We start from the raw sequence: 21278 nt of genomic DNA on the forward strand, positions 1-21278 counted from the left end.
TCGCGGGCTCGCGGCACACGCGTCGGCGGCTCCCTGCGGCGCGGCCGCCGCGCGGGTCGCGTTGCGTTCGCGATAGGATGACACGTCGCGCGCGCGGCTCGCGCGCGCGCCTGCGTGCTCTCCGCGCGCGGGGGGCCTGCGCGCCGGACGCGCGCGGCGGAGGGCGTCGCCGTGATGATGGGCCACTACGCCGCGGCGTTCGCCGCGTCGCGCGTCGCACCGGCGCTTCCGCTGTGGGCCGCGTTCCTCGCGGTGCAGCTCGTCGACATCGCGTTCGCGGCGCTCGTGCTGGCGGGCGTCGAGACGGTGGCGTTCGACCGCTCGTTGCCCTCCAACCCGCTCGTCCTCGACTGGATGCCGTACACGCACAGCCTGCTCGGAACCGCGCTGTGGTCGGCACTCGCGTTCGCCGCGGTGCGCATCGCGGCGCCGGCGCGCGGCGCGGCGGCGGCCTGGGCGGCGGCGGGCGCGGCCGCCTCGCACTGGCTCGCCGACGTGCTCGTCCACCGGCCCGACATGACGCTCGCGGGCGGGTGGCTCGCCCCGAAGCTCGGCCTCTCGCTGTGGGACGCGCCGGCGGCGGCCCTCGCGCTCGAGCTCGGACTGCTCGTCGCTGCGGCGGTGTGGTGCTGCGCGCCGGGCGCCGCGCTCGCGCACCGCCGCGCCCCCGTGCTCGGCCTCGCGGGTGCGATGGCACTCGTGCAGCTGGCATCGGCGTGGACCGAGCCGCCCGAGGTGACGGCGGCGCAGTTCGCCGTCTCGGCGCTCGCGCTCTTCCTCCTGCTGCCCGCCATCGCGGCGCGCGCGGCGCGCCCCGCTCGTTAGGCGTCGCGAGTCGGGTCTCCTCCGGCGGCGCCGCGCGTGTGCGCGCCGACGGGCGCAGACCCGCGCGCGGTCGGCCGGGTGTCGAGTGCGCGGTCGACGAGGTCGAGGGTGCGCGCGGCGAGCGCGGGCCAGTCGTGCGCGGCCCGCAGGTGCTCGTGCGCCGCGCTCCCGAGCGAGCGCGCGCGCGCGGGGTCGGCGGCGGCGGCGCGGAGCGCCGCGGCGAGCTCGCGCGGCCCGTCGCGCGATCCGAGCAGCAGTGCGGTCTCGCCGTCGACGAGCCCGTCCGCGACGTCCGCGAACGCGACGATGGGACGCGCGGCCTCCATGTAGTTGAGGAGCTTGATCGGGAAGCCGCCCGCGCGACGTCGGGCGAGAACGAGCGCCGTCGCCGCGAACGCGAGCTCGCGGACCTGCGCGAAGTCGTCGAGCTCGACGACGCGGAGGTTCGGAAAGCGGTCGGCTCCCGAGGCGTCGTGCGTGGCGACGACGACCGGAGGCGCGTCGCGGCCGAGCTCGCGCGCGGACGCGTCGAGGAGCGCGAGCTCCTGGTAGCCGTCGAGGTTGCCGGCGTAGAGGAAGAAGCCGCGCGGAGCGAGGCCGTGTCGCGCGCACGCCGCGCGCTGCGCGGCTTCGGACGGCGGCGCGCTCGGGGCGAGGCCGGGCGGAATGCGCGCGAGCGGCCCGCGCGCCGCGCGCGCGAGCACGCGCTCGCTCTGCCGCGCGAGCGCGACGACGCCGTCCGCGGCGCCCGCGACGAGGCGGTCGAGCGCGCGTCCCGCCGCGTCGGCGGCCGGCGCGAGCGACGACGGCGCGTAGGCCGACAGCTCGCGCTCGAGCAGCGTGTGCGCGACGTACACGAAGCGAAGCCCCGTGCACGCGCGCGCGGCCATCGCCACGAGCGCGGCCTCGGCGTTGTGCGCGAGCGCCAGGTCGAAGCGCCGCGCGCGCTGCGCGCGCACGACGGTCGCGACGAGGGCCGGATCGGCGGCGAGCTTCGCGAGCGACGGCCCCGAGCGGCCGGTGCGCGGGGCGATGCGCTGCGACGAGCGCACGAGCGCGACGCCCTCCGGCGCGCGCCCGACGCTCGCGCCGTAGCACGCGAACGCGACCTGCGCGCCGGCGCGGGCGAGCGCCTGCGCCTGCTCGCCCGCGAAGACCTGCGACCCTTGTGGATACGGGAACGGGAAGGCGCCGATCGCGAGGATGCGCCGTCCGCGCGGGCCCGGAGGCACGCCTAGCGTTCGCGCGCGACCGGCGCGGCGACCGGCCCGCGAGCCGCGCGGGAAGCGGTGGGCGCGCGCAGCTCGCGCGCGAGGGCGACGAGCTCCCAGAGCGCGCGCGCGATCACGCGCGGGTGCGCGCCCGACTGCACGCCGCGCCGCCGCCGGCGGTGCGACACCGGAACCTGGTGGACGCGGAAGCCCGCCCCGCGTGCGCGCACGAGGATCTCGGTGTTCACGAACGCGCCGATCGACGCGATCGGGATCGCGTCGACGACGCGCCGGTGGAACAGCTTGAAGGCGCAGTCGATGTCGCGCACGCGCAGACCGAAGAGCGCGCGCACGAGCGCGCCCCATCCGAACGCGAGCGCGCGGCGCGGCCACGGGTCGCGGCGCGGGCTGCGGTAGCCGGCGACGATGTCGAAGTCGCCCGCGTGCGCGAGCAGCTTCTCGATCTCCGCGAGGTCGAACTGCAGATCCGCGTCGCTGAAGAACACGTGCTCGCCGCGCGCCTCGCGCAGGCCCGCGCGCAGCGCGGCGCCGTAGCCCACGTTGCTCGCATGGCGCACGGACCGGATGCGCGGGTTCGCGGCGCAGTAGGCGTCGATCAGCGCGTCGCTGCCGTCGCGCGAGCCGTCGTCGACGAGCACGATCTCGAAGTCGAGTGCGAGGCGGGTGGCGATCTCGAGCGCGGTGTCGACGAGCTCGCCGAGATTCTCGGCCTCGTCGAACACCGGGAAGACGAGCGACAGCGCCCGCGCGGGCAGCTGCGCGACGGCGGCGTCGGCGCTCACTCGAGATACCCCAGTGCGCGAAGACGCTCCGCCACGATGGCGTCCTCGTCGGCGTCGTAGTCTCGCCGCGCGCGCTCGGCTTCGCCACGCGCGTGCGGGTCGGAATGCCACGCGACGCGCATCGCGCGCGCGATGGCCGGGGCCGCGTCGGCGAGGCCGGCCGGGGCGGCGTCGAGTGCGGCGGTGGCGTCGATCCAGATGCCGTCGCGCCGGTGGGTGCCGTTCATGCCGCGGCCGCGGCCGCCTCCCCATTCTTCAGGGGACAGCGCGCGCGCACTCGCAGGGGTGTCGCCCCACGGCGTCGGGACGAGCGACAGGCCGTAGCCGTCCACGAGCGCGAGCTCGACGACGACGTCGGGCGCGCGCTCGACGAAGCGGCCGCGGTAGACCTCCTCGCGCCGCAGCGCGCGCCGGACGACGGGCGCGCCGCCCGGGCCGGGAAGGCGCCAGCTCGCGAGCGCCTCGATCACCGCGTCGCGCGTGGCCTCGTAGTCGGCGGGGGCGACGCAGCCCTTCGCCTCGCGGCCGCGCAGGTTGATCCAGACGCCGGGGCTCGTGTTCGCCTCTTCGCTCCACGCGCGCGTGCGCGCCCAGTCGAAGCCGCCCATGCGCGCCGCGCTCTCGACCCGCGCGGCGGCCGCGCGCGCGCGGCGGAAGAGCGCCTGCGCGACGGGCGCGGGGGGCGCGCGCAGGGCGGCGTCGCGCGCGCGCGCGCGGCGCGGATCGAGGCCCGCCCCCGCGTGGCGCGCGCGCGAGCAGGCCCGCCTCGGCGAGGCGCGCGTTCACGTGCACGACGAAGCGCGCGGCGCCGCCCATCCCGTGGTCGGAGAGCACGAAGCACGCCGGGTCGCGTCCTTCGTGGAGCTGCTCGAAGGCCGCGCGCAACGCGCCGCACGCCGCGTCGAGCCGCGCGTACACCGCCTCGATCGCGCCCTTGCGCGCCGCGCTCGCGCGAGGGTCGTGGCGCGGCGAGTGCGCGTCGTGGTCGCGCCAGTAGTGGTGCCCGACGGTGTCGCTCTCGCTCCACACGACCATCGCGAGCGCGGGCGGGCCCTGCTCGGCGACGACCCGCAGCGCCTCGAGCGCGAAGCGCTCCTTGCGCTCGACGCGCGCGAGCAGCGTCTCGACGGCGCGCTCGTGGAAGCCGGCGTCGCGCGCGCTCTCGTCGATGTCTGGGCGCATCCACGGCCCCACTGCGCTCGCGATGCGGCGGTAGAGAGCAGGGTCGCTCGCGCTCCGCTCGTCGGTCCCGGTCGAGACGGGGGCGTCGAAGCCGCACACGAGCAGGCCGTCGAGCGGCTCGGGCGGGAACGCGGCGGGCATCCCGAGCACGAGCACGCGGCCGCCCGCGTCGCAGACGCGCCGGAAGAGCGACGTGCCCGCGCGATCGCTCGCGTTCGCGAAGCGGAGTCGATAGGCGCCCGGCACCTTCTGCGTGAAGTCGAAGACGCCGTGGTCGCCGGGCTCGAGGCCCGTCGCGAACGACGACCAGGCGGGGAACGTGACGGGCGGGATCACGCTCGGCAGCGGCGCGGCGCGCCCCTCGCGCAGCGCGCGCGCGAGGTGCGGCAGCTCCCCCCGCGCGACCATCGGCTCGATCACCGAGAAGGTCGCGCCGTCGAGTGCGAGCACGAGTGAGGGGCGGAGCGGCGGCGCGTCGGTCACGCGCGGGAGACTACCTAACGACCGGACCCGAGCGCCGCGATGATGGCGCGCGTGAGCGACGCGGTCGTCGCGTCGCCGCCGAGGTCCCGCGTGCGGTTGACGGGGTCGGCGAGCGCCGTGTGCACGGCGCGCACGATGCGGTCGGCGATCGCGTCCTCGCCGACGTGGCGCACCATCTCCGCGGCCGAGAGTACGATGGCCGACGGGTTCGCGACGCCCTTCCCCGCGATGTCGGGCGCGCTCCCGTGCACGGCCTCGAACACGGCGCACGACGCGCCGACGTTGGCGCCCGGCACGAGTCCGAGCCCGCCGACGAGCCCGGCCGCGAGGTCGGAGACGATGTCGCCGTAGAGGTTCGGGAGCAGCAGCACGTCGAACTGCTCGGGCCGCAGCACGAGCTGCATGGCGCAGTTGTCGATGATCATCTCGCGCAGCTCGACGTCGGCGAAGTCGCGCGCGGTGCGGCGGGCGCAGTCGAGGAAGAGCCCGTCCGTGAGCTTCATGATGTTGGCCTTGTGCACGACCGTGACCGTGCGGCGGCCCTGGCGCTGGGCGAGCTCGAACGCGAAGCGCGCGATCCGCAGCGACGCCGCCTCGGTCACGACCTTGATCGACTCGCACACGCCCGGGGCGACGCGGTGCTCGAGGCCGGCGTACAGGTCCTCGGTGTTCTCGCGGACGATCACGAGGTCGATCGCGCGGTCGGCGTAGGGGCCGGCGAGCGTCGGGATGATCTTGACCGGGCGCACGCACGCGTACAGGTCGAGCGACTGGCGGAGCGTCACGTTCGCGCTGCGGAAGCCGGTGCCGATGGGCGTGGCGATCGGACCCTTGAGCGCGAGCCCGACCGCGTGGATCGCGACCAGCACCTCCTTCGGGAGGGGCGTGCCGTGGACGGCGAGCTGGGACGCGCCCGCCTCGAACCGCTGCCAGCGCACGTCGACGCCGGCGGCCTCGACGACGGCGACCGCGGCCTCGCTGACCTCGGGGCCGATCCCGTCGCCCGGGATCAGCACCGCCTCGATCGCCCTCTTCCCCCCCGACGTGGACATGGCCTGGGCCCCCTCCTATATTGCGCCGCCCTCGAGCCCTGCGGCTCGAGCCCCGGCCCGCTGGCACGCGCCGCACGACGATGGCGCAGGGAAGGCGCGCTCCGTTTCGAGCGCACCCGCCATGGCCTTTACGGAGACCCGGAACATGTCCATCGAGCTGATGTGCCGCAAGGTCGGCATGACGCAGATCTTCGACGACGCGGGCGAGTGCATCCCCGTCACCGTGCTCGCCGCCGAGCCGAACGTCGTCGTCCAGAAGAAGACCGAGGAGAGCGACGGCTACACGGCCGTCCAGCTCGGCTACGGCGATCGACGCCGCAGCCTCTTCAACAAGGCCGAGCTCGGGCACTTCGAGAAGGCGGGCGTCGCGCCGCGACGCCACCTGAAGGAGAGCCGCCTCACGGCCGACGAGGCCGCCGGCCTCGAGCCGGGCGCCGAGGTCCGCTGCGACGTCTTCGAGGCGGGTCAGAAGATCGACGTCGTCGGCACCTCGAAGGGCCGCGGCACGGCGGGCGTCGTGAAGCGCCACAACTTCGTCGTCAAGCGCAAGACGCACGGCACGCACGAGAACCGGCGGCACACCGGCTCGATCGGCGCCGGCGCGTTTCCGGCGCGCGTCGTGAAGGGCCTGCCGATGGCGGGCCGCATGGGCAACGAGCGCACGACGCTGCGCAACCTGGTCGTCGTGAAGGTCGACCCGGAGCGCAACCTGCTCTTCGTGCGCGGCGGCGTTCCCGGCCACCGCAACGCGATCGTCCGCGTGCGCGCGGCGATCGCGCCGCGCTAGCGCCGTCGCCTCGCGCGCCCGCTACGACCGCAAGGATCACTTCCACCAGCGCGCCAAGCGCGAGGGCGTCGCGTCGCGCGCCTTCTACAAGCTCGAGGAGCTGCAGCGCGCGCATCGCGTGCTGCGGCGCGGCGACGCCGTCGTCGACCTCGGCTGCTGGCCGGGCGGGTGGCTGCAGTGCGCGGCGGCCGCGGTCGGCCGCGAGGGTCGCGTCGTCGGCGTCGACCTCGCCGCGATCGAGCCGCCGCTCGAGATCGGGAACGCGGTCGCATTGACGGGCGACCTCGAGGACCCGGCGCTCGCCGGCGTCCTGCGCGCGGCGCTCGGGCGCGAGCGCTGCGACGTCCTGCTCTCGGACGCGGCGCCCAAGCTGACGGGCATCCGCGACGTCGACCGCGCCCACGAGGAGCGCCTGCTCGAGGCCGTCGAGCGGCTGCTCGGCGAGCTCCTGCGGCCGGGCGGGCGCCTGCTCGTCAAGATCCTCGAGGGTCCCGAGGCGCAGGCGATCGACAAGCGAATCCGTTCGCGTTTCGCGCGCGCGAAGACCGTGAAGACGGAGGCGACCCGCAAGGGCAGCACCGAGCGCTACCTGCTCGCCGCGGACTTCCGCGGCTGAGCGCCTAGACTGCGCGCCCGCGCCACCCCCGCCCCGAAGGAGCCATCCCGTGTCCGATCGCCCGTTCAAGGTCCTCGGCATCCAGCAGATCGCCGTCGGCGGCCCCGACAAGCAGCGGCTGCGCCATTTCTGGATCGACGTCCTCGGGCTGACGCCGACCGGCACCTACCGGAGCGAGAAGGAGAACGTCGACGAGGACATCGCGACGGCGGGCGCCGGGGCGTTCAAGGTCGAGGTCGACCTGATGCAGCCGATCGATCCCGAAGGCCGGCCGAAGGTGCACGACCCGGCGCTCAACCACGTGGGGCTGTGGATCGACGACCTGCACGCGGCCGTCGCGTGGCTCGAGGCGCAGGGCGTGCGCTTCACGCCCGGCGGCATCCGCAAGGGCGCGGCCGGCCACGACGTCTGCTTCATCCACCCGAAGGGCAACGCCGAGTCGCCGATCGGCGCCGAGGGCGTGCTCGTCGAGCTCGTGCAGGCGCCCGCCGAGGTGCGCGAGGCCTTCGCGAAGCTCGAGCGCTAGGCGGCGCCCGCGCCGCGGCGGCGGCGCAGGAAGTCGTCGAGCAGCCACTGCGAGATGCTGACGTTGCCGGGAAACCGCACCGGCATCTCGTCGCAGTGGAACCAGCGCGCGTCCTCGATCTCGCTCGGGTCGACGCGCACGTCTCCCGCCCGCCAGCGCGTCGTGAAGCCCAGCATGAGCGAGTTCGGGAACGGCCAGGGCTGGCTGCCGAAGTAGCGCACGTCCTCGACCTCGACGCCGACCTCCTCGCGGATCTCGCGCGCCACGCACTCCTCGAGGCTCTCGCCGGGCTCCACGAAGCCCGCGATCGTGCTGTAGAGGCCCTTCGGGAAGTGCGGCGAGCGGGCGAGGAGGATCTCGTCGTCGCGCTCGACGGTCGCGATGATCGCCGGCGCGAGGCGCGGGAACTGCCCGAGGCCGCAGTCGCGGCAGACGCGGGAGCGGTCGGTCGGCGACGGGTCCGTCGGGCCGCCGCACGCGCCGCAGAACTGGTGCGTGCGATCCCAGTCGATGAGCTGGGCGGCGCGGCCCGCGACCTGGTGGTGCGCGACCGGCAGGCTCGCGTAGAGCGACATGAGGTCGCGGTAGGTCATCCCGGGCGGCGGGGTCGACGCGTCCGGCACCTGGGCCGCGAAGCAGTGCACCTCGCCGAACGCGCCGAGGTAGAGCGTTCGCTCGGGCCCGAAACGGTGGCGACGGATCTCGGGCTCGGGCGGCAGCGCGCCGGCAGCCGTGACGAGCAGCTCGCGCTTGCGGAACACGAACCACTGGACGGGCCCGTCGATCGCATCCGGCGCGGCGATCGCGGGGAAGAAGAGCGCGTCCTCGGCGAGCGACATGGCCGCGCAGCCTACACCAGCGCGCGCCGTGCACGACGGCTGCGCGCGGCGCGCCGCCGCTCGCGAGCGCCCGTCGCGAGCAGCCGGCAACTCGGGGCCTCGCCTCAAGAATTCACGCGAGCCCGCCGCTAGGGAGCCGTCGTGGCGCGCGGTCGGCGCGCCTTCGTCCATCTCGCGCGCGTCGGCGCTTCGACGGCACCACGCGCGCGATCGACCGCGCGGAGGTCCTGGATGTGAAGTCGGGGGGAGCCCGGGTCCGTTGGCGGCGCGATCCGCACGGCGCTCGCGACGAGCGTCGTGTCGCGCGGCGTTCGCAGCGCGGCATCACGCTCGTCGAGATCGTCATCGGGCTCGCGATCATCGGAATCATCGCGAGCATGGGCTTCGCGCGCTTCAACGGCTGGATCGACGCGCAGCACGCGCGGGGCGCCGCGCGCGACATCGCCGACGCCTTCACGCTCGCGCGCACCGAGGCGATCCGCACGGGCAACCCGCACGTCGTGCTGTTCGGCATCACGGCGCTCACCGGCGTCGACGGCGCCGGCCTCCCGGTCGACCCGCTCGGCACGCCACTCCAGAACGACCCCGGCGAGATGGCGCCGATCGTCGTCGTCAACGACGCGAACGGCAACTGCTCGATCGACCCGGGCGAGACCACCGTTCCCTTCCCCGCCAAGCCCAACATCAACTGGGACGTCTCGACCGCGACCGTGCGCGCGCCCAACGACACGGGCGCCGTCGCGCTCGGAACGGGCTCCACCTTCGCGAGCCCCGCGAACCCGGCGACGCCGATCCCGTTCGTGCTCTTCCGCGCGGGCGACGGCGTGCCCGTCGCGTTCACGGGCAGCGCCGTCACGGGCTGCGGAACGATCGGGACCACGGGCAGCGGGAGCGGGTCGATCTACGTGACCGATGGCAAGCGCGACTACGCCACGACGCTCGCGCCAATGGGCGGCGTTCGCGTCCACACGTGGGACTCCGGGACGAACACATGGACGAACTGACGACCTCGCGCCGTCTCGCCGCGACGCCCGCGCGCGCGGCGGATCGCCGCCGCGGCGGCGTGACGCTGATCGAGCTCATGGTGGCGCTGACGGTGCTGGCGTTCGGGCTGCTCACGGTCGCCGCGGCGCAGATCCACGCGCTGCGCGGAAGCACGACGGGCCGTCACCAGACGATGGCCGCGTCGATCGCGCAGAGCCAGATGGAGCAGCTCCAGCGCGTCAGCTGGAACGACCCCTCGCTCAACCCCGGCGGCTGGACGGCGCCGATCGTCGTCAACCAGGTCGTCGAAGCGCCCGTCAACATGATCGAGCAGACCTACGCGCTGTCGTGGCGCGTCACCGACCTCGTCGTGGGGCAGCGCCGGTCGATCGACGTGCGCGTCACCTGGAACGATCCGAACCGACCCAACCGGAGCTATGCGGTCTCGAGCGTCCGGTACAACTACGAGAACCTCTGACATGCGGCGACACGCGCACTCTCCGGCACCGCGCCCGCGTCGCGCCCGACGGCGAGCGGGCTTCTCGCTCATCGAGCTCGTCATCGCGATGCTCGTGATGGGCATCGTGATGATCTACGCGATGGAGACGTTCTCGACCAACCAGGACGCGTACCAGGTCGTCGAGCAGGTCTCCGAGACACAGCAGAACATGCGCGCCGTCGCGGACCTGATCGAGCGCGACCTGCGGCACGCGGGCTTCATGGTGCAGGCCGCGGGCGCGGCGTGCGGCCTCGACAACCAGAACGCGAGCGACGTCCTCTACGTGAGCGACGCGAGCGTCGTCGACCCGGGCAACCGCACGAGCGTCGACAACGCGGTCGGCACGACCAACAACGGCACGGGAACGGGAACCCAGAACTTCGGCGGCCTGACGTCGACGGTGCTCGACGGCGCCGCCACCTACGACACCGACGGCAACGGCGCGGCCGATTCCGACTTCCAGATCGGCGGCGGGATCATCGTCTTCGACCGCAACGACGCGAGCCGCGGCACGGCCTGCGGCGAGGTGCTGGCGATCGGGGCGAGCAACGTCCAGGCGTCGATCGACAGCGCGGGCCTCGGCCCTGCCGCCGGCGCGACCGACATCGCGGTCGTTCCCGCGCATCGCTACTTCGTCGACGCGGCCGGGGTGCTCACCCGCGACGGGCTCGAGATCGCGCGCGACGTCGACGACCTGCAGGTCGCCTACTTCGTGGATCTGAACGACGACAACGTCGAGCAGCCGAACGAGACGTTCGGCGACGGCGTCGGCCCCGACTACGTCTCCGGGAACGTCGACATGAGCCAGGGGCGCGAGATCCTCGTGAACCTCGTGCTCCGCACGCGCGTGCAGGACCTCGACTTCACGGACGGCCAGTTCCAGACGACGCTCAACCGCAACCCGGTCGCCGGCAACGACGGCTTCCGCCGGCGCGTCTACACGAGCCGCGAGCTGCTGCGCAACCTCGTGATGCGATAGCGCGGCGCGGGCGGACGCGCGCACGGCGACCCTCGGTCGAGCGAGTGAGGTACGGACGATGACGACGAAGCTCCGGCGACGCTACGAGGCGGCTCGGCGCAACGGGAAGAGCGAGCGCGGCGCCGCGCTCGTGGTGGCGATGTTCCTGCTGCTGCTGATGAGCTTCGTCGGCATCTACGCACTCGACACGGTCGCGCTCGATCGCCAGGTGGCCGGCTTCCAGAACCGCAAGCGCATCGCGTTCTACGCCGCCGAGGCCGCCGTCGCCGAGGCGCTCGACAGCCTCGAGACGACGGGCACGCCGTCGGTCGGCGGCGGCAACATGGGCGACACGACGCTCTACCCGTACGGGACGCCGAGCTATGCGGTCGACCCGACCGTCGCGAACCCGATCGCGCCGATCGGCGCCGCCGGCTCCGAGGGCATGAACCTCTCGATCGGCCAGGGCGGCGCGGCCAAGTTCAACCTGCAGACGTGGCGCATCCAGGTGCAGGGCACCGAGCCGGGCGGCACGACCGCGCGCATCGAGATCGCCGCGCAGCGCTTCAACGGCAACTGACGGCCACGGCGATGTCCGGCGCGAGGGGGAGGGGTTCGATGACACCGGCACTGCGTGCGCTCGCAGCGCTCGCGCTCGCGAGCCTCGCACTCGCGTGCGGCGGCGACGACGCCGCGATCTCGACGACGCCCGACGCGGTCGATCTCGCGGCCGAGCAGGCCGCTGCGACGCCCGCGTCCGAACGCCGCGGCGACGCGGCCGACGAGCACGGCGACCCTTCGATGATCCGCGGCGTCGACCTGCAGTACGAGGAGCTCGTGCCCGGCGCGATCGTGCAGGCGAAGGTGCGCACCGCCGAGCTCGCCGACCCCGAGTACGCGTACGTCTGGAAGCTCGATCGGCGCATCCTCTCGGGCAACTCGCCGACGATCGTGCTCCCCGACGATGCGCGGAAGGGCCAGGTGCTCGAGCTGTCGGTCGTCGTCGCCGAGGGCGAGCGGCGCAGCCGGCGCGAGTTCGCGCACGCGCGGATCGGAAACCGCCCGCCGCGCTGGATCTCGTTGGCGATCGAGCCGACGGCACGCGTGGTTCCCGGAACCGAGCTGCGCGTCACGCCCGTCGCGGACGACCCCGACGAGGACGCGCTGCTCTTCGAGTACTACTGGATCGTGAACGGGCAGATGCAGGGACGCGGCGAGCCGACCTTCGCGACCGACGGGCTCTCGCGCGGGGACGAGGTGCTCGCCGAGGTCGTGCTCTCCGACGGAAGCGAGGAGATCGCGCAGCGCTCCGCCGTCGTCGAGATCGCCAATCGCGACCCGAAGATCGTCTCGCAGCCCGCGCGCATGGACAGCCTGCGCTTCGTGTACCAGGTGGAGGTCGAGGACCCCGACGGCGACCGGCGCTTCCGCTATCGCCTCGGCGCGCACCCGCCCGACATGGAGATCGACCTGCTCGGCGGCGAGCTCGTCTGGGACGCGAGCCATGCGAAGCCCGGGAAGCACTCCGTCGAGATCGTCGTGAGCGACATGAACGGGGGCGAGGCGCGCCAGCAGTTCGACCTCACGCTGCGGGAGCTCGCGCCGGACGGGACGCCGATCGCCGCGGACGCGTCCGCGACGCCCGCGCCCGACGCAGCGGACTCCGCCGCGGCGCCGCCGCCCGCCGCGAACGCCGCTCGTTAGGCGCGCGCGCGTCGGCCCCGGCCGTCGCGAGCCCGCGCCGCTCGAGCTCGCGCGCGACGATCTCCGCGATCCACTCGTTCGCCTCGGCCGTCGGGTGCGCGCCTGCGAAGAGCTCGGCCGCGGGCCGCGAGCCGAGCCGCTCCGCGAAGGCCGGCGCCACGTCGAGCACGTCGACACCCTCGGCCGCGAGCGCGTCGACGAGCGGCCGGTGCGTCCAGCGTCCCGACGCCGCGAAGTACTCGAGATCGAGCTCGGTCGGCAGGATGGCGGGCACGCCCGCGACGCCGCGCGCCTCGGCCTCCTCGGCGAACGCGCGCAGGATGGCGGTCGTGACGCGCAGCGCGTTCGACGGGTGGTCGCGGTCGTAGAACGCGAGGTACCACGGCTCGCTGCGGAGCGCGGCGCGCACGTGGAAGTGTCGGAACGCGCGCAGGATGGCGATCGAGTACGGCGGCTCGAGCTTCGCGAGGCCCGACGGCCCGCCCGGGGCGAAGTACTCGTGGTCGAGGAAGCGCTCGGGGGCCGCGACGAACTCGCCGTACCGGGCGACCGGAATGGCCGGCAGCGGGACGAGTGAGAGCCCGCCCTTCTTCCCGACTTCGAAGCGCGGCTTGAAGCCGAACGGCGAGCCCGCGTAGAGCAGACCGCGGAACTGGTTCACGTTGCGCATCGCGTTCTCGGTGAGGTGCGCGAGCACGGCGAAGCGCTCGCCACCGGTCGCCCGCCCGCGAAAGCGGAGCAGCGCCTGGTCGGAGCCGTATCCGGACACGCCGAAGTTGGCGACGCGGCACCCGAGGTGCGCCGACAGGCGCGCGGGCCAGGTGTCCGCCGGTCCGACCGCCGCCCCGTACGTGAACGAGTCTCCGTACGCCGCCCCGCACGGAGGGGCCGCTCCGTCCCCCGGCTCGGGCCGCGCCCCGTCGGCGCCGAGCGACGGGTCGCCCGGCGGCGGCCACCCGAGCACCGGGTCCCGGGCCGCGAGGTAGCCGGCGTAGTCGGCCAGGGCGGCGGGGCGATAGAGCACGCCGCGGCGCTCGAGCACGCGCCCGGTCGCATACGACATCCCCTCCACGAGCAGCGCGACGACGCACAGCACGGCGAGGGCGAAGCGTCGTTCCCGGGGGTCCACCCACGCAGACTACACCCGCGGCTACACCCGTTTGGGAGGTGTGGAGGCGCCGTCAAGGTTCGCCGGCCCGCGACCGATGCCGCGCGCGCTTCTGCGAACTTTTTCTGACACGTCCGCCCCTCTCGGCGCCACTTCCCACCACGGAGGCCAGGGCCATGAGCGAAGCGGCAGTCGGGTACGAGCGGAGGGAGATCGTGATCTCCGAAGCCGGTGTTCCCGGTCGCGCGAGCGACTTCTGGTCCTTCCTGCACGGTCGTCGGATCTGGCGGAACACCGCCGTCGCGGTCGTCGCGATCGCAGCGGCGGCGAACGCCGGCCTCCTGATCATCACCGCGGGGTGGTGATCCCAGAGTTTTCAGGCCCGACAGAAATCTCCTTCCCAGGATTCTGGGCCCGCGCGCGGTAGGCAGGTTGCCACCGCGCGCGACTCTTTTCGGGCCTCGGTGCCGGCCGGCGGCTCCGCCGCCGCGCCCGCCGCGCCGTCGCCCTACCCCGAGACCCGCCGGCGGATCGCGCTCACCCAGCGGCCGAGGTCGAGCCCCTCGAGCGCGGCGCGGCCGCGCGGGCGCGGGATCTGGAAGTACTGGTCGCCGTCGTCCTTGACGAGCAACCGCACGCGCTGGCCGGCGAGCACCTCCTCGGCAGGCGCGCCCTCCTCGGGAGCGCGGTCGAGGCGCGCGAAGACGCGTCGGCCCCCGATCGACAGCAGCGCGACGTGCACGGGCGCCGGCACGCCGGGCGCCGTCACGTGGATCGTGGTCGCCGCCTCGACGACCGCCTCGCCGTCGGCGAGCGGCGAGCCCTCGCCCGCGCGCGCGCGATCGGGTGCGAGCGACGCGAAGCGCAGCGCGGGCGACGGCACGGGCTCGCGCGCGCGCGCGCTGTCCGTCGCCTCGAGCAGCGTCACGTACACGTTGTTGCCCGGCCCCCCGATCGAGTGGCACAGCCCGAGCTTCGCGTTCGGCACCTGCGCGCGCGGGTTCGGGAAGTCGCCCGCGATCTGCAGATAGGCCTCGGCGATCTGGAACAGGCCCGTTCCGCCCACCGGGTGGCCGCGCGCCTTGAGCCCGCCCGACAGGTTCGTCGGCAGCGTGCCGCGCGCGCCGGTGACGGGGTGCGCGATCGGGTCGCCGGGCGCGGCGTCGAGGTCGCCGACGAGCGCCGTCACCGCGTGCTCCGCGTCGAGCAGGCCGAGGTCGACGAGCCCGATCGGGAGCAGGCTGTTGAACGCGTCGTGCGCCTCGACGACGAGCCCCTCGAGCGCGCGCGGGTCGGCGATGCCCGCGCGCCAGTAGGCCACCTGCGCCGCGCGCGTCGTCGCGTCGAGGCCGGAGAGCCGCTGGCGATCGAGGATCGACGACGTCTCGGTCGCCGAGCCGAGGCCGGCGACGCGCACGCCCTGCGGCTTCGCGGTCAGGATGACGGCCGCCGCGCCGTCGCAGATGGGCGAGCAGTCCTTGCGCATGAGCGGAAGCGCGACCGGCAGGTTCCGCGCCGTGTCGAAGTAGGCCTCGACGGGCTCCGGCCGGCCGTGGAACGCGGCGAGCGGGTTCTCGGCGCCGAGCGCGTGCGCGCGGTGCATGAGGCGCGCGAGCACCCGGGCGACGCGCTCGCTCGGCAGGTTGCGCTCCTGCACCCACGCCTGCGTCACGAGCGCGATGAGCCCCGGCATCGTGAAGCCGAAGCGCCGCTCCACCGGGTCGACCGTCTTCGACATGATCGCGGTCGCGACGTCCGTCGTGACCATCTTCATGCGCTCGCCCGCGAGCACGAGCACGCTGTCGAACTCGCCCGACGCCACCTTGTAGTAGGCCTCGTGGAAGGCCGCGGCGCCCGTCGACGACGCCGTCTCGCTGCGGATCGCGGGGATGCCGGTGAGGCCGATCCGGTCGGCGATCTTCGCCGCGATGTTGGCGCGGTTCTCGAACTCCTCGCTGTCCATGATGCCGATCTGGAGCGCGTCGAACGCGCGCACGGACGAGCGCGCGAGCGCCTCGCGATAGGCCTGGGCGAAGAGGTCGAAGACGCTCTCGAAGATCCTGCCGGTGAGGTCGACCTTCGTGAGCCCGACCGAGGCGACGTAGACCTCGCGCGGCATGGGCGCGCATGATAACGACGGCGGCGGGCGGCGGTACGACGCCGGTGCGGCGGTGGTAGGCTCGCGCGACCGCCCGGGCGACGGCCCCGCGCCGCGGCGCACGGCGAGGAGACCCGACGGAATGGCGCGAACTCGCTGGCTGTGGATCTCGCTCGCATCGCTCGTGCTGCTCGTCGGGATGCTGTGCGCGCGCGGCGGTGCGCGGCTCGAGGTCGAGCCCGGGAGCACGCTCGTCGTCCGCGTGCGCGGCGACTACGTCGAGGCCGCCGAGCCGACGCTGCTCGCGCGCGTGCTCGGCGGCGGTCCCGCGCCGTTCGCGCGCGTGCTCTCGCAGCTCGCACTGGCGCGCCGCGACGACCGTCTCGACGCCGTCGTGCTCGCGATCGAGGACACCTCGCTCGGCTGGGGGAAGGCCGCCGAGCTGCGCGACGCCATCGGTCGCCTGCGCGCGGCGGGCCGCAGGACGGTCGCCTACCTCGAGCTCGACGGCCTCGCCGTGCAGCGCGAGTACTGGATCGCGAGCGCCGCCGACGAGGTCTGGGTCGTGCCGGGCGGCAGCGTTCCGCTCGTCGGCCTCGCGGCCGAGTACCTCTACCTCGGCGACGCGTTCGACAAGCTCGGCGTCGATTTCGAGGTCGCGAAGGCGGGCCGCTACAAGAGCGCCGTCGAGACGATCGCCGGCAACGCGATGTCCGACGCCTCGCGCGAGATGGCGAACGCGCTGCTCGACTCGACGGAGCGCCAGTTCGTCGACGGGATCGCGCGCGGGCGCGGTCTCGAGCCCGACGCCGTGCGCGCGGCGATCGATCGCGCCCCCGTCCTCGCGAGCGAGCTCGCCGACGCGCACCTGATCGACGGCGAAGCCCACCTCGACGCGGTGCTCGAGAAGCTCGGCGGCCCCGTCGTGAAGGGCGAGGAGTACGCCGGCATCGACCCCGCGAGCGTCGGCTTCGACCCGGTGGCGACCTACGCGCTCGTGTACGGGAGCGGCAACGTCGTGACGGGCGAGGAGTCGGCGACGCCGCGCGGCGAGCCCGTGTTCGCGGCGGGCGCGATCCGCGAGGCCGTCGAGAAGGCGGCGAAGGACGACGACGTCGATGCGATCATCGTGCGCATCGACAGCCCGGGCGGCTCGGCGCTCGCGTCCGAGATCATGTGGCGGGCGATCTCGGAGGCGAAGCGCGAGTCGGGCAAGCCGGTCGTCGCGTCGTTCTCGGACGTCGCCGCCTCGGGCGGCTACTACGTCGCGTCGGCGGCCGACTCGATCGTCGCGTCGGGAACGACCGTCACGGGCTCGATCGGCGTCTTCTCGCTGCGTCCGTTGCTCGGCGGGCTGCTCGACAAGCTCGGCGTCCGCACCGAGCTGCTCACGCGCGGCGAGCACGCCGACTTCCTCTCGTCGACGCGCCCGTCCTCGCCCGCCGCACGCGAGCGGCTGCAGAGCGTCGTGCTCGACATCTACCGGCTCTTCCTCGAGCGCGTCGGCACCGGCCGCTCGCTCGCGACCGAGGCGGTCGACGCCGTCGGCCAGGGCCGCGTGTGGACGGGCGAGCAGGCGCTCGAGCGCGGGCTCGTCGACCGCCTCGGCGGCCTGCACGAGGCCGTCCGCGAGGCGAACCGCCTGCGCGGCATCGACGAGGACGCCGACGCGATCCTCGTCGCCTATCCGCCGCCGAAGCCGCTCGCGCAGGAGCTCGCCGAGCTCTTGAACGCGCGCATCGCGGCGGCCGCGCGCGCGAGCGTCGGCCTCCCCGCGCTCTCCGGTCCGCTCGCGACGCTCGAGCGAGCGCTCGCGAGCGCTCCGCCGCTCGCTCCGTTGCTCGTCCCGCCCGCCTGGGTGGAGATTCGTTAGGCGCGCGGCGTCCCGCGCGGCGGGAGCGCGAAGCCGGAGGACACGCCATGGAGACCCGCAAGAGCTTCCGCGTCGCGCTCGACCGCGACGCCGTCGTCGAGCGCCTCTGCGACGACGCGACGCTCGTCGCGCTGCTGCCGGGCGACACCGAGATCGTCGACCGCAAGGGCGACCGCCGCACGACGCGCACGCGCTACAGCGCGCTCGGCCGCGAGGGCACGGCCACCTTCCACTTCGACTTCCTGCTCGACGGCAACGTGCGCTTCGAGAAGGTGTGCGACGGCAAGATCTGGAAGCGGCTCACCGGCAGCGTCGAGGTCGAGGAGGACGGCGACGGCTCGCGCGTCTCGATCGCGATGGAGGGCAGGACGAAGCCGCTCGTGCCCGAGCTCGCGATCAAGGCGCCGCTCGAGGACCAGATGCGACAGATGACGAGCGCGCTGCGCACGGTGCTCGGCGGATGAGCGAGGCCGCGGGCGGCGAGGAGGAGCTCGAGGTCACCTCGAGCGACGGCCTGCGGCTGCGCGTCGTGCGCGCGGGCGAACGGGGCGCGCCGTGCGTCGTCTTCTCGTGCGCCTACACGACGACGCTCGAGAACTGGCGCGGGCAGGTCGCGCCCGTCGTCGGTGCGGGCTTCCAGGTCGCGCTCTGGGACCATCGCGGGCACGGCCGCTCCCAGGCCCCGACCGCGCCCGGCGAGCTCGGCGCCTACGCGTTCGACCGCGTCGTCGACGACCTCGCGAGCGTCGTCGACGCGGTGTCGCCGCACGCGCCGGCCGTGCTCGCGGGGCTGTCGTTCGGCGGCCTCGTCTCGCTGCACCTCGCGCTGCGGCCCGCCTACCGCGCGCGCGTGCGCGCGCTCGTGCTCGCGGGCTCGGGGCCGGGCTTCAAGAACCCCGAGGCCGCGGCGGGCTGGCGCGCGCAGACCGAGCGCACCGCCCGCTACCTCGAGGAGCGCGGGCTCGCCGCGTTCGTCGCGGGCAAGGCCGGCGCCACCTGCATCGGCCGCGACCCCGAGCTGCCCGCGGCGCGGCGCGCGGCCGCCGCGATCGTCGCGCAGTCCCCGGCCGCGCTCGCCGCCTTCGGGCGCCGCGTCACGGCCGACGCCCCCTCCGCGATCGACGAGCTCGGCGCGGTCGACGTCCCCGCGCTCGTGATCGTGGGCGCCGAGGACGCCGCGTTCCGTCGCGCGGCCGAGGTGATGGCGGCGAAGCTGCCGGCGGCCGAGCTGGTCGTCGTCGAGGGCGCGGGCCACATCCTCAACATCGAGCGGCCGGCCGCGTTCGACGCCGCGCTCCTCGCGTTCCTCGACCGGGTCTGATGCGCGCGCGGTCGCGCAACCTGCGCGCGGCCGCCGGGTTCGAGCCCTGTGATGCGGTGAGCGCGAAGCGGGCGGGATGACCGGGACGACGCGGAGCGACACGACGCGGCGCGAGGGAGCGCCGGGAGCCGGCGCGGCGGGTGCGCCCGGCTCCGAGCCCGACGAGGACGCCGGGCTCATGCTCGCGTTCGCGCGCGGCGAGGCCGCGGCGTTCGACCGGCTGTTCGAGCGCTGGGCGGCGAAGCTGCTGCGCTTCCTGGAGCGGATGGTGCACGACACGGCGACGGCGGAGGAGCTGGTGCAGGAGACCTTCCTGCGCGTCTACCGCGCGCGCGACCGCTACGAGCCGAGCGCGCGCTTCTCGACCTGGCTCTTCCACATCGCGACGAACCTCGCGCTCAACGAGCTGCGCCGGCCGCGCCGTTCGCGCGCGCACACGAGCACGGACGGCGCGCCGTCGGGGCCCGCCGAGCTCGGCGACGTGGGCGCGGCGCGCACCGACGACGTCGTGCACGCGCGCCGCGAGAGCGCGCGCGTCGAGCGCGCGCTCGAGACGCTGCCCGAGCGGCAGCGCGCGGCGCTCTGGCTCGCGGCCGTCGAGGGCCTCGCCTACGCGGAGATCGCCGAGTCGCTCGGCACCACGACGCGCTCGGTCAAGTCGCTCGTGCACCGCGCGCGGACCGCGCTCGTGCGTGCACTCGATGCGCGCGACGCATCGTGCGAGCGCGAGGGAGAAGAAGGCGATGACTGAGCGCGACCGACGCGACGCCGGCGACGACGACGAGCTGCTGTCGCGCCTCCTCGACGGCGATCTCGACGACGGGCCGCGCGCGGCGCTGCGCGCGCGCATCGCCGCGGAGCCCGCGCTCGCGACGCGTCTGGCGGAGCTCGCCGCCGCCGACGGCGCGCTGCGTTCCGTGCCGCTCCCGCCCGTGCGCGCCGCCGTCCGCGAGGGCCTCGCGCGCCGCATCGCGGACCTCGACGCGCCGGCGCCGGGCGTCGCGGCGCAAGCGGCCGACGCGCCCACCGGCGCGGCGCGCGCGCCCGTGGTGGCGCTCGACGCTGCGCGCGCGGCGCGGCGCCGCGTGCGCACCGTCCTCGTGCTGGGCGGCGCGCTCGCGGCCGCGCTCGCGCTGTGGATCGCGGTGGGAGGCGCGCCGCGGCTCGCGCCGCCCGGCGCGCCCGTCGACCGCGCGCGCGACGACGCGAGCCTCGCGCGCGAGGACGCGCCGCCGCGCGATGCCGTTCCCGATGTGGCGCCCGATGTCGCTCCCGACGTGGTGCCCGATGGCGCGCCGCCCGCGCCATCGCCTGTCGACCCCACCGCGCTCGCCGCGCGAGCGGCGGATGCGGGCGACGCGGCGGCGGCGCGCTCGATCGCCGAGCCGACCGATGCCGAGCTCGCGCTCGCGCGCGACCTCGATGACCTGCGCGACTTCGACGTCATCGACCAGCTCGAGCTGCTCGAGCTCCTCGCGCAGATCGACAGCGGAGGCGCGAGCGGATGACCGGCCGCGCCCCCGCACCCCGCGCGGCGAGGACGTCGCCGCGCGCGCGGCCCGCGCCGCGCCGCGCGCGCCCACTCGGCGAACGTTCGCGGTCGTCGCCCTCGCGCTGCTCGCGCTCGCGGTCGCGCGCGCGCCGGCCGCGCGCGCCGAGCCCGCGCGCGGCGCGAGCCCTGCCGCGCGGGACGGGGACGCGATGCGCGAACGGATGCGCGAGCGCTGGCGCGACGCGAGCCCGGCCGAGCGGGACGAGCTGCGCGAACGGATGCGCGAGCGCTGGCGCGGTGCGAGCCCCGCCGAGCGGGACGAGATGCGCGAACGGATGCGCGAGCGCTGGCGCGACGCGAGCCCCGCCGAGCGGGACGCGATGCGCGAACGGATGCGCGAGCGTCTGCGGTCGCTTCCGCCGGGCGCGCGCGCGCGCGCGGTGGACGGGCTCCGCGCGCGGCGCGACCTCGCGCGCGGCCTGCGCGATCTCGATCCCGACGAGCGGCGCGAGCTGCGCGCCGCGGTGGAGCGGCTCGACCCGGACGAGCGTGCGGCGCTTCGCCGCGCCTTCACCGAGGCGGGCCCGGGCGAGCGGCGCGAGCTGCTGCGGCGCGTCGCCCGGCTGCGCGAGCTCGCGCCCGAGGAGCGCGACGCGCTGCTCGAGCGATGGGGCGCACTCCAGCGCCGAAGCGACGAGGAGCGCGCGCGCTTCCGCGACAACGCGGAGCGCTGGCGGGCGATGGACGAGGCCGACCGCGAGCGCCTCCGCTCGCAGCTCGAACGGCTCCGCGCCATGACGCCGGAAGAACGGCTCGAGCTGCTCGACGAGGCGCTCGGCCCCACCGCGGAGGAAGCCGGCTCCGCTCCGCCCGCCGACCGTTGATTCGCGACGCGCGACGCGCGACTCGCAGTTCGA

General features: G+C 75.0%; 22 protein-coding genes and 1 pseudogene. 16 read left to right on the forward strand and 7 right to left on the reverse strand.

Features of this window, described 5'->3' with window-relative positions:
• Positions 1–171 precede the first annotated feature (171 nt).
• Positions 172–825, forward strand: coding sequence for a hypothetical protein (locus R3E88_22135; protein MEZ4219180.1), 654 nt, complete (start codon positions 172–174; stop codon positions 823–825).
• Here R3E88_22135 and R3E88_22140 read toward each other — a convergent pair.
• Genes R3E88_22140 through R3E88_22150 form a run of 3 tightly spaced genes read right to left on the reverse strand, consistent with a single transcriptional unit; the run spans position 822 to position 3447 of the window.
• A complete protein-coding gene (locus R3E88_22140) occupies positions 822–2057 on the reverse strand; it encodes a glycosyltransferase (protein MEZ4219181.1) in 1236 nt (411 codons plus the stop codon). The genes R3E88_22135 and R3E88_22140 overlap by 4 nt on opposite strands.
• Positions 2058–2059: 2 nt before the next feature.
• Entirely contained in the window at positions 2060–2839 is a 780-nt protein-coding gene (locus R3E88_22145) for a glycosyltransferase family 2 protein (protein MEZ4219182.1), read from the reverse strand.
• Positions 2836–3447 (reverse strand): hypothetical protein, encoded by a 612-nt coding sequence (locus R3E88_22150; GenBank protein ID MEZ4219183.1) that lies wholly within the window; start codon positions 3445–3447, stop codon positions 2836–2838. Before R3E88_22150 ends, R3E88_22145 begins: the two co-directional genes overlap by 4 nt.
• Here R3E88_22150 and R3E88_22155 point away from each other — a divergent pair.
• Entirely contained in the window at positions 3446–4477 is a 1032-nt protein-coding gene (locus R3E88_22155; protein ID MEZ4219184.1) for a hypothetical protein, read from the forward strand. The genes R3E88_22150 and R3E88_22155 overlap by 2 nt on opposite strands.
• A 41-nt stretch (positions 4478–4518) precedes the next feature.
• Here the strand turns inward: R3E88_22155 and R3E88_22160 are convergent, their stop codons facing one another.
• Positions 4519–5556, reverse strand: a complete 1038-nt coding sequence (locus tag R3E88_22160) for an isocitrate/isopropylmalate dehydrogenase family protein (protein MEZ4219185.1) — start codon at positions 5554–5556, stop codon at positions 4519–4521.
• 145 nt (positions 5557–5701) lie between these two features.
• On the opposite strand from R3E88_22160, the gene rplC reads away from it, so the two are divergent.
• The 3 genes and pseudogenes from rplC (at position 5702) to R3E88_22175 (ending at position 7485) form a co-directional block, all read left to right on the forward strand.
• Positions 5702–6343 (forward strand): 50S ribosomal protein L3, encoded by a 642-nt coding sequence (gene rplC / locus R3E88_22165; GenBank protein ID MEZ4219186.1) that lies wholly within the window; start codon positions 5702–5704, stop codon positions 6341–6343.
• A gap of 85 nt (positions 6344–6428) precedes the next feature.
• Positions 6429–6959: pseudogene (locus tag R3E88_22170) on the forward strand (RlmE family RNA methyltransferase).
• A gap of 49 nt (positions 6960–7008) precedes the next feature.
• Positions 7009–7485: a VOC family protein gene (locus tag R3E88_22175; protein MEZ4219187.1), complete on the forward strand. Its 477-nt coding sequence runs from the start codon at positions 7009–7011 to the stop codon at positions 7483–7485.
• Here the strand turns inward: R3E88_22175 and nudC are convergent.
• Entirely contained in the window at positions 7482–8324 is an 843-nt protein-coding gene (gene nudC / locus R3E88_22180) for an NAD(+) diphosphatase (protein MEZ4219188.1), read from the reverse strand. The two genes, R3E88_22175 and nudC, sit on opposite strands and share 4 nt — an antisense overlap.
• Positions 8325–8557: 233 nt before the next feature.
• Between nudC and R3E88_22185 the strand changes: the two genes are divergently transcribed.
• The 4 genes from R3E88_22185 to R3E88_22200 are packed head-to-tail and all read left to right on the forward strand — an operon-like array spanning position 8558 to position 11345.
• Positions 8558–9328 (forward strand): prepilin-type N-terminal cleavage/methylation domain-containing protein, encoded by a 771-nt coding sequence (locus R3E88_22185; protein ID MEZ4219189.1) that lies wholly within the window; start codon positions 8558–8560, stop codon positions 9326–9328.
• On the forward strand, positions 9316–9786 hold the full coding sequence (locus R3E88_22190) for a prepilin-type N-terminal cleavage/methylation domain-containing protein (GenBank protein ID MEZ4219190.1): 471 nt from the start codon (positions 9316–9318) through the stop codon (positions 9784–9786). The genes R3E88_22185 and R3E88_22190 overlap by 13 nt, the downstream gene beginning before the upstream one ends.
• A 1-nt stretch (position 9787) precedes the next feature.
• Entirely contained in the window at positions 9788–10786 is a 999-nt protein-coding gene (locus R3E88_22195) for a prepilin-type N-terminal cleavage/methylation domain-containing protein (protein MEZ4219191.1), read from the forward strand.
• Positions 10787–10844: 58 nt separating this feature from the next.
• Complete coding sequence (locus R3E88_22200) at positions 10845–11345, forward strand: pilus assembly PilX N-terminal domain-containing protein (protein MEZ4219192.1); 501 nt, start codon at positions 10845–10847, stop codon at positions 11343–11345.
• 1002 nt (positions 11346–12347) lie between these two features.
• Here R3E88_22200 and R3E88_22205 read toward each other — a convergent pair.
• Positions 12348–13598 (reverse strand): hypothetical protein, encoded by a 1251-nt coding sequence (locus tag R3E88_22205; protein ID MEZ4219193.1) that lies wholly within the window; start codon positions 13596–13598, stop codon positions 12348–12350.
• 155 nt (positions 13599–13753) lie between these two features.
• Between R3E88_22205 and R3E88_22210 the strand changes: the two genes are divergently transcribed.
• The gene (locus R3E88_22210) at positions 13754–13942 is read left to right on the forward strand and encodes a hypothetical protein (protein ID MEZ4219194.1); all 189 of its coding nucleotides are present in this window, start codon (positions 13754–13756) and stop codon (positions 13940–13942) included.
• A gap of 143 nt (positions 13943–14085) precedes the next feature.
• Here the strand turns inward: R3E88_22210 and R3E88_22215 are convergent, their stop codons facing one another.
• Positions 14086–15696, reverse strand: a complete 1611-nt coding sequence (locus R3E88_22215; protein ID MEZ4219195.1) for a beta-ketoacyl synthase N-terminal-like domain-containing protein — start codon at positions 15694–15696, stop codon at positions 14086–14088.
• 121 nt (positions 15697–15817) lie between these two features.
• On the opposite strand from R3E88_22215, the gene sppA reads away from it, so the two are divergent.
• From sppA to R3E88_22245, 6 genes are all read left to right on the forward strand, one after another.
• The gene (gene sppA, locus R3E88_22220; protein MEZ4219196.1) at positions 15818–17548 is read left to right on the forward strand and encodes a signal peptide peptidase SppA; all 1731 of its coding nucleotides are present in this window, start codon (positions 15818–15820) and stop codon (positions 17546–17548) included.
• Positions 17549–17595: 47 nt separating this feature from the next.
• Positions 17596–18012, forward strand: coding sequence for a hypothetical protein (locus R3E88_22225; GenBank protein MEZ4219197.1), 417 nt, complete (start codon positions 17596–17598; stop codon positions 18010–18012).
• Positions 18009–18869 carry an alpha/beta hydrolase gene (locus tag R3E88_22230; GenBank protein MEZ4219198.1) on the forward strand — a complete coding sequence of 287 codons (861 nt, stop codon included), beginning with the start codon at positions 18009–18011 and terminating at the stop codon, positions 18867–18869. Before R3E88_22225 ends, R3E88_22230 begins: the two co-directional genes overlap by 4 nt.
• Positions 18870–18945: 76 nt before the next feature.
• Positions 18946–19620, forward strand: coding sequence for a sigma-70 family RNA polymerase sigma factor (locus R3E88_22235; GenBank protein ID MEZ4219199.1), 675 nt, complete (start codon positions 18946–18948; stop codon positions 19618–19620).
• A complete protein-coding gene (locus R3E88_22240) occupies positions 19613–20377 on the forward strand; it encodes a hypothetical protein (protein ID MEZ4219200.1) in 765 nt (254 codons plus the stop codon). Before R3E88_22235 ends, R3E88_22240 begins: the two co-directional genes overlap by 8 nt.
• A gap of 193 nt (positions 20378–20570) precedes the next feature.
• Positions 20571–21245, forward strand: a complete 675-nt coding sequence (locus R3E88_22245) for a DUF3106 domain-containing protein (protein MEZ4219201.1) — start codon at positions 20571–20573, stop codon at positions 21243–21245.
• Positions 21246–21278 lie beyond the last annotated feature (33 nt).

The sequence above is a fragment of the Myxococcota bacterium genome (assembly GCA_041389495.1).
Lineage (GTDB): Bacteria > Myxococcota_A > UBA9160 > UBA9160 > UBA4427 > JAWKRT01.

Coding starts and splice junctions, on each gene's coding strand:
- sppA (MEZ4219196.1), top strand. CDS start 15,818: ATGGCGCGAACTCGCTGGCTGTGGATCTCGCTCGCATCGCTCGTGCTG.
- R3E88_22150 (MEZ4219183.1), bottom strand. CDS start 3,447: ATGGGCGGCTTCGACTGGGCGCGCACGCGCGCGTGGAGCGAAGAGGCG.
- R3E88_22200 (MEZ4219192.1), top strand. CDS start 10,845: ATGACGACGAAGCTCCGGCGACGCTACGAGGCGGCTCGGCGCAACGGG.
- rplC (MEZ4219186.1), top strand. CDS start 5,702: ATGTCCATCGAGCTGATGTGCCGCAAGGTCGGCATGACGCAGATCTTC.
- R3E88_22235 (MEZ4219199.1), top strand. CDS start 18,946: ATGACCGGGACGACGCGGAGCGACACGACGCGGCGCGAGGGAGCGCCG.
- R3E88_22230 (MEZ4219198.1), top strand. CDS start 18,009: ATGAGCGAGGCCGCGGGCGGCGAGGAGGAGCTCGAGGTCACCTCGAGC.
- R3E88_22160 (MEZ4219185.1), bottom strand. CDS start 5,556: ATGTCCACGTCGGGGGGGAAGAGGGCGATCGAGGCGGTGCTGATCCCG.
- R3E88_22195 (MEZ4219191.1), top strand. CDS start 9,788: ATGCGGCGACACGCGCACTCTCCGGCACCGCGCCCGCGTCGCGCCCGA.
- R3E88_22190 (MEZ4219190.1), top strand. CDS start 9,316: ATGGACGAACTGACGACCTCGCGCCGTCTCGCCGCGACGCCCGCGCGC.
- R3E88_22240 (MEZ4219200.1), top strand. CDS start 19,613: ATGACTGAGCGCGACCGACGCGACGCCGGCGACGACGACGAGCTGCTG.
- R3E88_22210 (MEZ4219194.1), top strand. CDS start 13,754: ATGAGCGAAGCGGCAGTCGGGTACGAGCGGAGGGAGATCGTGATCTCC.
- R3E88_22215 (MEZ4219195.1), bottom strand. CDS start 15,696: ATGCCGCGCGAGGTCTACGTCGCCTCGGTCGGGCTCACGAAGGTCGAC.
- R3E88_22155 (MEZ4219184.1), top strand. CDS start 3,446: ATGCGCGCCGCGCTCTCGACCCGCGCGGCGGCCGCGCGCGCGCGGCGG.
- nudC (MEZ4219188.1), bottom strand. CDS start 8,324: ATGTCGCTCGCCGAGGACGCGCTCTTCTTCCCCGCGATCGCCGCGCCG.
- R3E88_22245 (MEZ4219201.1), top strand. CDS start 20,571: ATGCGCGAACGGATGCGCGAGCGCTGGCGCGACGCGAGCCCGGCCGAG.
- R3E88_22225 (MEZ4219197.1), top strand. CDS start 17,596: ATGGAGACCCGCAAGAGCTTCCGCGTCGCGCTCGACCGCGACGCCGTC.